We start from the raw sequence: 13,814 nt of genomic DNA on the forward strand, positions 1-13,814 counted from the left end.
CGGCGGTGCCCGGCCGGGGGACCGGGACGCCGCCGCCGACGCCAGGACTGGCGCGCCTGGCCGTCGCGCCAGATCGGAGTGGCTGCGGCGGTCTGCCTGCACCGCCGTACAGGTTCAATGACCGCTGCCATGGCCGCCACCGTGTCCGCCGCCGTACCCGCCGCCCGGGCCGCCCGACGGTCCACCTTTGCCGAATCCACCTCCGAAGCCACCGCCGAATCCGCCGAAACCCCCGCCAAAGCCGCCGCCGAATCCGCCTGCTGGGCCGCCCGAAGGGCCGCTAGCCGATCCGCCGTGGCTGCCGCAGCCACAGCCGCCTGAACTGCCGCCGCTGTTGCTACCGCCGCTGCTTCCGCCACCGTTGTTGGCACCGCCGCTGTTGCTGCCACCGCTGTTACTGCCACCGCTGTTGCTACCGCCGTTGCTTCCACCGCCGCCTTTCCCACTGCCGCCTTTCCCGCCGCTGGAGTTGCTGGAACCGCCTCCCGAACCGCTCGGTCCCGTCCCTCCCACGCTAGAGCTGCCGCTGCGGCCAAGCCCTCCCGTACTGGCCGTCGCGGCGCCCGCACCGCCGCCGCTGCCGCCGTTGCTGCCGCTCGATGAACCCGGGCCGCCACGGCCGCCGCCGTTGCCCCGGAAACATGCGCTACCCGTCCGGCTAATGCAATCGTTCGGCGCGAATACCGTGGAGACGTCGCTCGCCAGCGCAGCCGAATCGGACTCCGAATCAGTTTTCGACGAGATGCTGGCAGCAGGCGAATCGGCAGCAACCGGTGCGCCGAAAGCCCCGAAGCCCTCGACCCCGCTCGCCGGCAAAGGTGCGTCGGCGAGCAGGATCACCGGAGTGATGGCATCCCCTGCAGCGTGCGCAGAGATCACGGCAAGTAAAACCCCCGCGCCCACCGCGCACATGCCAGCTCCCCGGCTTATCCAATCGCAGTACTGATGAATATTGATCTTTTTCATCTTGTTCTCCCCGCAAGGCGGCAGCGTGATGCGCTGTCGTCTCCCATGCCCCCCGTGCAGGCCGCACGCCTCGTGCGCGTGCGCCGACTCCGTCAGGCTCGCAACCCGCTTCGCGCCGGCGTATTGGGTTCGATCCGGCTGGAGCGGTACTCGCCAAACAAAAGGCACCCGGTCAGGCCGTGCGCAGGATGACCGGTTTGCGCAGGACTGCTTGTGGATTGTCGGGACCCATTGGCGTGGGACGGCAGATTACAAGCGCGTCGAGCGACCGGTCATTCGTCCGCCCGGTGCGACGCCCCGCGCGTGTCGGGGCGGATTGCACTGGATTGCAGCGGCCGGATGCCTGGTGGCGATATAGCCAGTTTTGTGCCATCGGCCGGGGAGAGGCGTGTGGGGTGGACTTGACAATTGATGTGTCGCCCGCGTGGCGGAAAAAACGCGGAAAACGTTACGGCGATGAAACGCGCGCGCTGAATGGCGCGAATCGCGTTGCGAAAGCGGACAGCGCAACGAAGCCGGATGCGATATGCGGACTATCGCGCCGTCAGGTCGCCGCTTGTGTGGCCGCGGTGGCGCTCTGTTGCGCGCGCAATTCGTCTACGGGAATGTGGCAGAGAATGCGATGGCCGCCGCCCGCGTCGGCGAGCGGTGGAGGCGCTTCGTCGCAAATGGCGCCGAGCTTGCGCGGGCAGTGCGCGCTGAAAATGCAGCCGCGCCCCGCGGCGTTCGCGCCGTTGGCCGTTGCCGCACCGAGCGCGCGCGCAGCCAGCAGCGTTTCTGTATACGGATGCCACGGGCCGTCGAAGACTGCGCCGGCCGGGCCGCTTTCCACGACACGGCCCGCATAGAGCACGACGATGCGATCGGCGAGATAGCGCACGACATCCAGGTCGTGCGAAATGAACAGGTAGCTCACGCCGCGTTCGCGCTGCAGGCGTGCGAGCAGGTTGAGAATCGCGGCCTGCACGGAGACGTCGAGCGCCGAGGTGGGCTCGTCGCAGATCACGATGCGCGGCTCGCCCGCGAACGCCTGGGCGATCGCCACACGCTGCTTGAGCCCGCCCGAGAGTTGCCGCGCGCGTGCCACGAGATAGCGTGCCGGTACGCGTACGGCCTCGAGCAGTCCCGCGATGCGCGATTCGTCTGAGGCCTGGTGAACTGCCGGCGTGTCGTCGCGCGGCCGGGACAGCGCGCGCTCGATCAGCCGTTTCACGGGCAGCGCGCGATTGAGCGAGGCGTCCGGATGCTGGAACACGACGCGCAGCGCCGCGCGCTCGTCGGCGCGACGCCGCGCGACGTGGGCGTGCAGGCGCTTGCCGTCGAGTTCGACGGCGCCGCCCGCGTCGGGCGCATGCAGGCCGAGCAGCATGCGCGCGAGCGTCGTCTTGCCGCTGCCCGATTCGCCCACGACGCCGAGCGTCTCGCCCGCATGCAGCTCGATCGACACGCCGTCGAGTGCGCGCACGGCTTGCGCGCCGTGTCCGAAGGTGCGCGAGACGTCGAGCGCGCGCAATACGACGCGCGGTTCGTCTTCGCCATTCGACGGACCACCGCTCGAAGTCTGCGAACCGTCGCCGCCTCCGATCAGATTCCCGAACGGCAAGTCGATCGCGCGTTCGTGATAGTGGCAGCGCGACATCTGTTCGCCGTGCGGCGAGGCCATGCGATGCGGCGGCGGCGCTTCCACGCGGCAACGCGCGTCGGCGAGGCGACAGCGCGGTGCGTAGATGCAGCCGGGCGAGCTCACGCCAGGCGCTGGCAACTCGCCCGGTATCGTGTCGAGCGCGCCCGCATGCTTGTTGCGGCCCTGCGCCGGCAGGCAGCGCAGCAGGCCGACCGTGTACGGATGCCGCGCGCGCTCGAACACGTCGCGCGTGGCGCCTTCCTCGACGAGCCGCCCCGCGTAGAGCACGCCCACGCGTTCGCACATGCGCCCGATCACCGCGAGGTCGTGGCTGATGAGCAGCACCGCCATGCCCAGTTCCGCACGCAGCTTCGCGATGAGGTCGAGCACCTCGGCCTCGACGGTGGCGTCGAGGCCCGTGGTCGGTTCGTCGAGAATCAGGAGCGTGGGGTTCGACGCGAGCGCCATCGCGATCACCACGCGCTGCTGCATGCCGCCCGAGAGCTGATGCGGATAGCTCGCCAGCACGCGGCCCGGATCGGCAATGCGCACACGTTCGAGCATCGCGTGCGAGCGCGAGCGGGCCACGCTCGCGTCGGCGCCCGCGGCTTCGAACGCTTCGTTCAGCTGGCGGGCAATCGTGAGCGTGGGATTGAGTGCGCTGGCGGGGTCCTGATAGACCATCGAAACGGCGTTGGCGCGCAGCGCGCGCAGGCCGTCGGCGTCGAGCGCGAGCACGTCGTCGCCCGCGATCGCGATGCGCCCGGCCTTCACGCGGCCGTTGCGCGGGAGATAGCGCAGCGCGGCGAGCGCGACCGTCGACTTGCCACAGCCCGATTCGCCGACGAGCCCATACGCTTCGCCGCGCCGGATGCGCAGCGAGACGTCGGTGAGCACGTCGCGGTCGCGCCCGCGCACGCGGTAAGCGACGGTGAGGCCGACGAGCGCGAGCGCGTCGTCGTCGCGCGGCGCGCTGAAGGTGGCGAGAGCGGGGCGTGAAGAAGCGGGGCGGTTCACGATTGGAGCACCTCGCGCAGGCTGTCGGCGATCAGGTTCACGGCCACCACGAGCGAGGCGATGGCGAGCGCGTCGAACGCCACGGTCCACCATGCGCCGCCCGCGAGCAGCGTGTACGACTCGGCGAGCGCGAGCCCCCAGTCGGCGGATGGCGGCTGGATGCCGAAGCCGAGGAACGAGAGCGTCGCCACCGCGAAGATCGCATAGCCGAGGCGTACCGTCGCCTCGACGACGATGGGCGGCCAGACGTTGGGCAGAATCTCCGTGAACATCACGGCGAACGCGCTCGCGCCGCGCAGGCGAGCCGCCGCCACGTAGTCGAGATGGCGCTCGGCGAGCACCGCCGCGCGCACCGTGCGCGCGATGAGCGGCGCAAACGTGATGCCGATGACGAGCACCACGGCGAGATTCGAGGCGCCCACGGCCGCGAGCACGAGCAGCGCGACGATCACGAGCGGCAGCGCGAGCACGGCATCGAGCGTGCGCGCGACGAGCGTGCCGAAGGCGCCTTCGAAATAGCCCGTCACCAGTCCGAGCGCCGCGCCCGCGAGCGTGCCGACGAGCGTGGCGAGCGGCGCGATCGTGAGGATGTCGCGTGCGCCCACGATCACGCGCGAGCAGATCTCGCGGCCGAGCTGGTCGGTGCCGCACCAGTGCGTATGGTCCGGCGGCAGGAGCGAGCTGAGCGGATCGGACGCGTAGGCGTCGTGCGGCGCGAACCACGGGCCCGCGAGTGCGCAGCCGATCCACCATAAGAGGATCAGCGCACCCGCGACGAACGAGGGCGAGCGCAGCAGCAGATGCAGCGTGTCGCGCAGACGCGTGTCGGCGAGCGCTTCTTCGCCCGGTTCGCCGCCCGGGAGAATTGCTTCGGATGCCGTATCGTTCATGTGCCTCCCGGCGCGCGCAGGCGCGGGTCGAGCAGTGCGTGCAGGGCGTCGGCTGCGAGATTGGCGAGTGTATAGACTGCGCCCACCGCAAGCACGCCCGCTTCGAGCAACGGGAAGTCCTTGGCCTTCGCCGCGTTGAAGATGAGGGAGCCTACGCCAGGATAGCGGAACAGCGATTCGACCACAACGAGCCCGCCAATCAGATAGCCGAGCTGCGTGGCCGCCACCGTCACGCTGGGCAGCAGCGCATTGCGCAGCACGTGCCGCACGATCACGACGTGGCTCGGCAGCCCCTTGAGAATCGCGGTGCGCGTGTAGTCGGCATCGAGCGCCGTGATCGTGCCCGCACGCGCGATGCGTGCGAGATAGCCGAAGAACACGAGCACGAGCGGCAGCACGGGCAGCACGAGGTGCCGCAATTGTTCGAGCGCGCCCGCGCCGCTGGGCGCGGTGGCCTCGATAGGCAGCCAGCGCAGCCACACGCCGAAGATGAGGATCAGCACGATCGACGAGACGAATTCCGGCACTGCGCTCGCGCACAGGCCGCCCGTGCTGATCGCACGGTCGATCAGGCGGCCTTCGTGGAGCGCCGCCCATACGCCGCCCGCAATGCCGAGCGGCACCACCACGACGAATGCGAGCAGGCCGAGCCTGGCCGACTGCAGGAGCGCGTCCCCCACGAACGGCGCGACGGGCTGCTTGTAGCTCCACGACATGCCGAAGTCGCCGCGCAGCGCATGCGTGATCCACGAAACGTACTGGTCGAGCACCGGCCGGTCCGCGCCCAGTTCGTGATTGAGGGCGGCCACGGCGCGCGCGTCGGCGAGCGGGCCCAGCACCGCGCGGCCGATATCGCCGGGGAGCAGCTGGCCGCCCGCGAACACGAGTACCGAGAGCAGCCAGAGCGTGAAGATCGCCCAGGCGGCGCGCCGGCCGAGAAAGCGCGCGACGCCGGCGCGTGGGGCGAATGCGCGCGCGGTGCCGGCCGGATTCGATATGGGCGGGAGCGGAGTAGCCATCGGACCTCCGTTTCGGGTGCGCTTGGGCCGGTTCAGGCGGCGAGCGTCGCGCGGTCGAAATAGAGCTGGGCGAGCGCCGTGAAGCGCACACCCGAAAGCACGGCGCGCTGTGCGATCAACTGGTCGTAGAAGTACGGGATGATCACGGGCGTCTCGTCGAGCAGCAGCGTCTGAATCTGCCTCGCCACCTGCTTCTGGGCCGCTACGTCGAGCGTCGCCGCGAACTGCGCGACCAGCTTGTCGTACTGCGCATTGCGAAAGTGCGCAGCATTCCACGTGCCGCCCGAGGTGAGTGGCGCGTTGAGAAACACGTTCGGCACGCCGCGGTGCCCATAGTCGGTAATGCCGAGCGGCGAGTCGAGCCAGTCCGATTTGCCGAACGTGCCCGCGCCGTAGTACTGCGACTGGCTTTCCACCTTGAGCGCGATGCGGATGCCGACCGCCTTCGCCGCGTTCTGCACGACCACGGCGAGGTCCGGTATCTCCATGTACTTCTCGGTGGTGAGCGTCACGTCGAAGCCGTTGGGCACGCCCGCCTGCGCGAGCAACTGGCGTGCCTTCGCGACGTCGATCTTGCGCTGGGGCACGTCGGTCGCCGTGGACGGGAAGATGGGCGCGAACGGGCTGTCGTTGCCCACCACGGCGCGGCCCTTGAACAGCCCGCGCACGAGCACGTCGCGATCGAGCGCAAGCGCGAGCGCCTGGCGTACGCGCTTGTCCCTGAACGTGGGCGAGTCGTTGCGCATGTGGATCTGGCGATGCGCGCTCGAGCGCACGCCGATCACCTTGAAGTCGGGATTGTTCAGGATGCCGATGCCGCCCTGCACGGTGAAGGTGCCCATCACGTCGGCCTGGTGGCCTTGCAGCGCGAGCAACTGCGCCTGCTCGTCGGCGTAGAAGGCGAACTCCACGCGCGCGGGCAGCGCCTTGTCGCCCCAATAGTCGGGATTGCGCACGAAGCTCACGCCGCGCCGCGCTTCGAATTTGTCGAGCTTGAACGGCCCGGTGCCGATAAAGCTCTTTTCGTAATTGCCCGCATAGTTGGCGGGCAGCATCACGGCGTTGTAGTTGTCCGAAGAAACGTAGTAGGCGAAGTTGCCGTTGGGCGCGTCGACGTGGAACTCGACCGTGTGATCGTCGACGGCCTTCGTGCCGCCTTTCGAAAGCACGCCCTTGAGCACCGAGAGCGCCGCCGAGCCGCTTGCGGGGTCGGCGAGGCGATCGAAGGTCGCCACCACGTCCTTCGCGCCGAACGGCTGGCCGTCGTGGAATTTCACGTTGGGGCGCAGCTTGAACGTCCAGACGTCTGCTTTGGCGTTGGCTTGCCAGGAGAGCGCGAGGGCGGGTTGCAGATGGCCTTGCGCGTCGTCGTTGGCGAGGAATTCGCCGGTCTGGTTCAGGAGACACAGCGCGCCCGCATCGGTCACGGTGAGCGGATCGACCGCGCCCGCGGGCATCAGGTGCGCCACGCGGATGGTCTGCTCGCCGGGCTTTGCCGCGCCCTGGGCATGCGCGCCGCGCGGCACGGCGAAGCCCGCAAACGCGGGCAGTGCCGTGAGGCCTACTGCGCTGGCATAGCGCAGCAGCTCGCGGCGCGTGAGGCGGCCGGCAGCGAATTCGTCGAGTGCGTGGTTGCCGTGATCGCCGGCCTGGGGGCGCAGCGCTTCGAGGCTGGGGAGGAGCGGACGGCGGGACTGCGGTCGTTTCATCGGTGCGGGATTCCGTGCGTTTTCCGTTCAGGGGGCGCGCGAGGCCCGGGGGCGTGCGCGACGGCGGGATGCGGTACGGCAGACGACGAATGGGTGCAGCAAGGTGAAACGATTGACGGGGCTATCGGGCGCACGAGGCGCGCAATAGCAGGGCCTAGTTTACGCGCTTTCGGCAAACGAGGCGAAGGGTAGGGTTTCGCGGGGTTGCGCGCGCGTGGCGCGCCGTGCAGTCGTGAGAGGGGCGCGAGTGTCCTAGCGGGCCGCGGCGGGCCGGCGCCAGCGATGGAACAGCACCGAGCCGATCCAGCAGGCGATGAATGCCGCAACGATGCCGTAGCCCAGTTCGCCGAAGCGCTCGTTCAGACCTGCGATGAGCGTCCACGCGCCGCCGCTCGCGCCGAGCTTGTCGGCGATGAGCCCGAGGGCTTCCACGCCGCCGATCACGATCGCCACGAGCGCCGAGACGAACGTGATGCTCGCGTTGTAGTAGAGCTTGCGCCTGGGATCGTCCATCGCCCAGCCGTAGGCGTGGACCATCAGCACGTTGTCGGTGGAATCGACGAGCGTCATGCCCGCCGTGAAGAGCGCGGGGAACACGAGAATCGAATAGATCGGCAGGCCCTTGCCCGCTTCGGCGGCGGCGATGGCGAGCAGGCCGATTTCGGTGGCCGTGTCGAAGCCGAGGCCGAACAGCACGCCCACGGGGTACAGATGCCAGCTTTTCGTGACGAGCGCAAAGAGCGGCCTGAGCGCGCGCGAGAAGAGGCCGGCGGGCGCGGGTGTATTCGAGGCGGCGGCGAGCGCTGCGTCGTCGCCTTGCTGCGCGCGGCGGTAACGCATCCACACGTCGCGCAGGATCACGAGGTTCACACCCGCGAGTACGAGCAGGAACGTCGACGAAACGAGCGTGCCGATGGTCGAGCCGATCTCGTGGAACTGCTCGAAGCGGCCATGCAGCGAGAGCGCCGTGAGCGCGATGCCGAGCGTGGCGACGATCACGACCGTCGAATGGCCGAGCGAGAACGCGAGTCCCACGCCGAGCGGGCGCTGGCCCTGCTGCATGAGCTTGCGCGTGACGGCGTCGATGGCGGCGATGTGGTCGGCGTCCACCGCGTGACGCAGGCCGAAGCCGTAGGCGAGCAGCGCCGTGCCGAGCAGCAGCGGATAGTGGCGAAACGCGATCAGCGCCCACGCCCACGCGCCGAGGTTGGCGGCGATGAGCGCGGCATAGAGCGGAATCAGGCGGGCGCGGAGCGAGGCGGCGGGCATCGTCAGTGGATCATTGCGTCGTGGTAGGCGGAACGGGCTGCCGCGCGCTCAATGGTCGTGCGGATGACGGTGGATGGGATCGACCCAGTACACGGTTTCCGGCGCTTCGACGGCGTCGATGTTCAGGTTCACCACCACGGCCTCGTTGTCGCTGCGCACGAGCACGCATTCGAGCGGATCGTCGGTGCTGGCGTTGATCTCCTGGTGCGGGACGTAGGGCGGCACGAAGATGAAGTCGCCCGGGCCCGCCTCGGCCGTGAACTCCAGATGCTCGCCCCAGCGCATGCGCGCGTGACCGCGCACGACGTAGATCACGCTTTCCAGCGCGCCGTGATGATGCGCGCCGGTCTTCGCGTTCGGATGGATCGTCACCGTGCCCGCCCAGATCTTCTGCGCGCCCACGCGCGCCGCATTGATCGCGGCCGCGCGGTTCATGCCGGGCGTTTGCGCCGTGTTCGTGTCGAGCTGGTCGCCGCGTATCACCTTGACGCCGTTTTCGCGCCAGTCGATCGGCGCGTCGTCGCGAGGATGCTCATGGTCGTGTTCGTGACTCATCGTCGTGTCTCCTTGACTGTGGGCGGCGCAGCGTCATCGCCGCATTGTGGCATGGTCAAAATTGCGCCGCGCGCAAGCAAAAAAAGCCCGTCCGCAGGGGACGGGCTTTCGTGTGCACAGCAACGCCTGCACGTCGCCGGCTTTACGTCTTCTTCGCGTTGATGACCGCTTCGGCCACGTTCTGCGGGGTTTCTGCGTAGTGCTTGAACTCCATCGTGTAGGTGGCGCGGCCTTGCGTGAGCGAGCGCAGCGACGTGGAGTAGCCGAACATCTCCGAGAGCGGCACTTCGGCGCGCACGATCTTGCCGCCGCCGCCCGCGATGTCCTCCATGCCCTGCACGATGCCGCGACGGCTCGACAGATCGCCCATCACGTTGCCCATGAAGTCCTCGGGCGTCTCCACTTCCACGGCCATCATCGGTTCGAGAAGGATCGGCTTCGCCTTGCGCATCGCTTCCTTGAAGGCCATCGAACCGGCCATACGGAAGGCGTTTTCGTTCGAGTCCACGTCGTGGTACGAGCCGAACGTGAGCGTGACCTTCGTGTCGACCACCGGGTAGCCCGCGAGCACGCCTGCCTTGAGCGTTTCCTGAATGCCCTTGTCGACCGCCGGGATGAACTCGCGCGGAATCACGCCGCCCTTAATGGCGTCGACGAATTCGTAGCCCTTGCCCGGCGTCTGCGGTTCGAGCGTGATGACGGCGTGACCATACTGGCCGCGCCCGCCCGACTGCTTGACGAACTTGCCTTCCACATCTTCGACCTTGTTCTTCACGGTCTCGCGATACGCGACCTGCGGCTTGCCGACGGTCGCCTCCACGCCGAACTCGCGTTTCATGCGGTCGACGAGAATTTCGAGGTGCAGCTCGCCCATGCCCGAGATGATGGTCTGGCCGGACTCTTCGTCGGTCTGCACGCGGAACGACGGGTCTTCCTGCGCGAGGCGATTGAGGGCGATGCCCATCTTCTCCTGATCGGCCTTGGTCTTCGGCTCGACGGCCTGCGAGATCACCGGCTCGGGGAAGATCATCCGTTCGAGCACGATGGCATGCGCCGGATCGCAAAGCGTGTCGCCCGTCGTCGCTTCCTTCAGGCCCACGGCCGCGGCGATATCGCCCGCCCGCACCTCCTTGATTTCCTTGCGTTCGTTCGCGTGCATCTGCAGGATGCGGCCCAGGCGCTCCTTCTTGTCCTTGGTCGCGTTGAGCACCGTATCGCCCGAATTCACCACGCCCGAATAGACGCGGAAGAAGATCAGCTGGCCGACGAACGGGTCGGTCATGATCTTGAAGGCGAGTGCGGAGAACGGCTCGTCATCGCTCGGGTGGCGCTCGATCTCCTTGTCGTGGAGGTCGTGGCCGAGAATCGCGGGCACGTCCACCGGCGAGGGCAGGTAGTCGATCACGGCGTCGAGCATGGCCTGCACGCCCTTGTTCTTGAACGCGCTGCCACAGAGCATCGGCACGATCTCGTTGGCGATCGTGCGCTTGCGCAGGCCGCCCTTGATTTCCTCTTCGGTCAGGCTTTCGTGATCGTGAAGGTACTTTTCGAGCAGCGTTTCGTCGGCTTCGGCGGCGGCTTCGACCATCTTCTCGCGCCACTCGTGCGCGAGCTCGACGAGATTCGCGGGAATGTCCTCGTACTCGAACTTCACACCCTGGCTCTCGTCGTCCCAGACGATCGCCTTCATCTTCACGAGATCGACCACGCCCTGGAAGTGATCTTCCGCGCCCACCGGAATCTGGATAGGCACGGCCACGCCCTTCAGGCGCTCGCCGATCTGCCGCTGCACGCGGAAGAAGTCCGCGCCCACGCGGTCCATCTTGTTGACGAACGCGATGCGCGGCACCTTGTACTTGTTCGCCTGACGCCACACGGTTTCCGACTGCGGCTGCACGCCGCCCACGGAGTCGTACACCATGCACGCGCCGTCGAGCACGCGCATGGAGCGCTCGACCTCGATCGTGAAGTCCACGTGCCCCGGGGTGTCGATGATGTTGATGCGGTGTTCGGGGTAATTGCCGGCCATGCCCTTCCAGAACGCAGTGGTCGCGGCCGAGGTGATCGTGATGCCGCGTTCCTGTTCCTGCTCCATCCAGTCCATGGTCGCCGCGCCGTCGTGAACCTCGCCGAGCTTGTGATTCACGCCGGTGTAGAAAAGGATGCGCTCGGTCGTCGTGGTTTTGCCGGCGTCGATGTGAGCGCTGATCCCGATGTTGCGATAGCGCTCGATGGGGGTCTTGCGAGGCACGGTGATCTCCTAGGAATGACGCGCCATGGAAGCTGCCGGGCGGCACGCGGCGCGGCCAGCGCGCGGCCCGATGCGCCGCATGGGCGCGCCCTGGTGGCACGCGTCATGCGGGGGATTTATAGGATAGCGCTTGCGCGCCGGTTTTGCAGGGCGTATGCCGCGGCGCGGGAAGCGGCGACAGCGCTGTACAGCGGCGCCAGGCGGTGCGCCGGCGGGCAGGCGGGCGCAAAAAAAGCCGGCGCCGCGTACGTGCGGGGCCGGCTTGCGCTTTTCGCGCAGCGCGCGAATGGCGCGCGCTGGGACAACGCGCGCTTACTGCAGCGGCGGCAGTCCCTGAATCTTCATGCCGGGCTTGATGCCCTTCGCCGTGAACCAGCCCTTCGGCATTTCGAGCGCGAAGACGCCGTTGTTGCGCGGGCAGTGGTTGTTGGTCGTTTCGGCCTGCATCTCGTCGATGTCGGTGATCGTACCGTCGGCGCGAATGAACGCGATCGATAGCGGGATCAGCGTGTTCTTCATCCAGAAGCAGTGCACGGCGTTTTCGCCGAACACGAACAGCATGCCTTCATTGGGCCCGAGCTGCGAACGGTACATGAGGCCTTGTTCACGGTCCGCGTCGTTGGCGGCGACCGCTGCGTCGATCACGAACATGCCTGCCGTGAGCTTCACGCGCGGAAATTCGCCCGGCTGCCTGGCGCCCGGCGGCATCTGCTGCGCCTGCGCGATGCTCGACGTGGCTGTCGCGGTGAACATGAGCGCCGCGAAAGCGGCCAATGGCAATGCGACGACAAGCGCGCAGCGCACGAAGAACGAGCGCAGGGAAAATCGCACGAGAGACTCCTTGCTGTAGGTTAATCCGCGCATGTTACGCGACCGGGTCAGAGCGGGTCAAAATGCGCGGCGCGGTTCACGTCATCGACGTGATACGGCGAGCGTGCGTGACGAAAAACTGGCTAAAAAAACAGGCAGCCAAACAAAAAGGCAGAACGCCTTGCAGCGCTCTGCCTTTCGTCGCGCTGAAGAACGGCAACGCGTGCCGCTTCTTCATGCGTCTTACAACAAGCTTACTCCGAAGCTGCCGAAGCGGCTTCAGCCTTCGCTGCCTTCTTGTGCGACGACTTCTTGTGGGCCTTCTTGTGCGACGACTTGTGAGTAGCCGAAGCAGCAGCAGCCGGAGCAGCCGAAGCAGCTTCCGGAGCCGAAGCTTGTGCGAATGCAGCCGATGCGAAGAGACCAGCGACCAGAGCAGCGATCAGTTTGTTCATGTTGTGAATCCTCAAGCTTGAGTTAATTAACCAAGTGACCCGGTTTTTGGAGTCAGGTCGGTAAACGTGCCATCCACCTTTCGGTTGACAGTCGCTTTCGACAAATTCGCGTGAATTTGATTTTTGCGTCTGCCAGCGGTCGGGACCGCACATTGCTGCGAGGACCCTGAAGGCTGAATGCCGGATAGCTTCTGGCGGCATCTGCGTCGAATAACGCATGGTCTCGCGAGACGGTTGACGCAAACTTTTCATTTGCTTCGTAACGAGACGCAACAGAAAGGCGCGGGACGTGCCGCGTAATTCGAAAAAAAATGATCAGCACGCGAAAAGTGCTTGCACAACAATCACTTGTGTTTGTCAGGGGTGTTTTGCCAGGGCGCATTGGTAGGCACGTCGATGCTTTCGCCGGGAGCGAGGCCCAGCGAAAAAATATCGAGCGCGCCGATCGCGACGCGTACGAGCCGCAACGTTGGATAGCCCACTGCCGCGGTCATGCGTCGCACCTGCCGGTTCTTGCCTTCGCTGATCGCAATCTCGACCCACGTGGTGGGTATCGACGCGCGATAGCGAATCGGCGGATTACGCGACCAGAGATTGTCGGGCTCAACAATGATTCTTGTTCGACACGGCTGTGTCACGAAGTCACCGAGATCGACGCCGCGTTCGAGTGCGGCAAGCGCACCCGCATCGGGTTCGCCTTCCACTTGTGCCCAATAGCGCTTCACGAGCTTGCGTTTCGGTTCGGCAATGCGCGCTTGCAAGGCGCCGTCGTCGGTGAGCAGCAGGAGACCTTCGCTATCGGAGTCGAGCCGGCCCGCGGGATAGACGCCCGGTACCTTCACCCAGTCTGCGAGAGACTGACGTGTTTCGTGCGGCGAAAACTGACAGATGGTGCCGAACGGTTTATTGAGGGCGATTAAACGCATGACAGGGCGACGGGGACGAATAGATGACGGGCTGGCGCCGAGATCTTAATGCATATTACATTAAGCGGTTTGCTATGTCTTATATAAGATATAAGACACGAGCGGAACCGATCACCCATCGGGGCGCAAGCGGCTTGCCTTGCGCCGGCGTTCGTGTGAAGGGCGCGCCACGCATGCGCGAGGCGTGGGCTAGAATAGCCGCCAGATCCTCACGCCGACGGGCTGTTCGCGCCACCAAGGCAAGCCGCCCGCTCTCGCCGGGCGAACAGGCTTCGCCGCCGCCGCGAGCCGCCGAGCGCGCGTCACACCCGCTACAACAGCCT

General features: G+C 66.8%; 11 protein-coding genes. All 11 read right to left on the minus strand.

Going from position 1 to position 13,814, the window contains the following annotated elements:
• Positions 1-114: 114 nt before the first annotated feature.
• Entirely contained in the window at positions 115-966 is an 852-nt protein-coding gene (locus AB3X99_RS01235; RefSeq protein WP_368615946.1) for a hypothetical protein, read from the minus strand.
• 544 nt (positions 967-1,510) lie between these two features.
• Entirely contained in the window at positions 1,511-3,607 is a 2,097-nt protein-coding gene (locus AB3X99_RS01240) for a dipeptide ABC transporter ATP-binding protein (protein ID WP_368615947.1), read from the minus strand.
• On the minus strand, positions 3,604-4,497 hold the full coding sequence (locus tag AB3X99_RS01245; RefSeq protein WP_368615948.1) for an ABC transporter permease: 894 nt from the start codon (positions 4,495-4,497) through the stop codon (positions 3,604-3,606). The genes AB3X99_RS01240 and AB3X99_RS01245 overlap by 4 nt, the downstream gene beginning before the upstream one ends.
• Positions 4,494-5,516: an ABC transporter permease gene (locus AB3X99_RS01250; protein ID WP_069262772.1), complete on the minus strand. Its 1,023-nt coding sequence runs from the start codon at positions 5,514-5,516 to the stop codon at positions 4,494-4,496. The genes AB3X99_RS01245 and AB3X99_RS01250 overlap by 4 nt, the downstream gene beginning before the upstream one ends.
• Positions 5,517-5,548: 32 nt before the next feature.
• The gene (locus tag AB3X99_RS01255; RefSeq protein WP_368615949.1) at positions 5,549-7,225 is read right to left on the minus strand and encodes an ABC transporter substrate-binding protein; all 1,677 of its coding nucleotides are present in this window, start codon (positions 7,223-7,225) and stop codon (positions 5,549-5,551) included.
• Positions 7,226-7,477: 252 nt separating this feature from the next.
• Complete coding sequence (locus AB3X99_RS01260; RefSeq protein WP_368615950.1) at positions 7,478-8,494, minus strand: HoxN/HupN/NixA family nickel/cobalt transporter; 1,017 nt, start codon at positions 8,492-8,494, stop codon at positions 7,478-7,480.
• 48 nt (positions 8,495-8,542) lie between these two features.
• Entirely contained in the window at positions 8,543-9,049 is a 507-nt protein-coding gene (locus AB3X99_RS01265; RefSeq protein WP_069262769.1) for a cupin domain-containing protein, read from the minus strand.
• A 142-nt stretch (positions 9,050-9,191) separates the two neighbouring features.
• Positions 9,192-11,300 (minus strand): elongation factor G, encoded by a 2,109-nt coding sequence (gene fusA / locus AB3X99_RS01270; protein WP_342948498.1) that lies wholly within the window; start codon positions 11,298-11,300, stop codon positions 9,192-9,194.
• A gap of 312 nt (positions 11,301-11,612) precedes the next feature.
• Positions 11,613-12,131 carry a DUF192 domain-containing protein gene (locus tag AB3X99_RS01275; RefSeq protein ID WP_368604047.1) on the minus strand — a complete coding sequence of 173 codons (519 nt, stop codon included), beginning with the start codon at positions 12,129-12,131 and terminating at the stop codon, positions 11,613-11,615.
• Between the two features lie 233 nt (positions 12,132-12,364).
• Positions 12,365-12,565: a hypothetical protein gene (locus tag AB3X99_RS01280; RefSeq protein WP_368615951.1), complete on the minus strand. Its 201-nt coding sequence runs from the start codon at positions 12,563-12,565 to the stop codon at positions 12,365-12,367.
• A gap of 344 nt (positions 12,566-12,909) precedes the next feature.
• Complete coding sequence (locus AB3X99_RS01285) at positions 12,910-13,491, minus strand: pseudouridine synthase (RefSeq protein WP_368615952.1); 582 nt, start codon at positions 13,489-13,491, stop codon at positions 12,910-12,912.
• Positions 13,492-13,814 lie beyond the last annotated feature (323 nt).

It is taken from the genome of Paraburkholderia sp. BR10882 (assembly GCF_040948855.1).
Classification (GTDB): domain Bacteria; phylum Pseudomonadota; class Gammaproteobacteria; order Burkholderiales; family Burkholderiaceae; genus Paraburkholderia; species Paraburkholderia nodosa_A.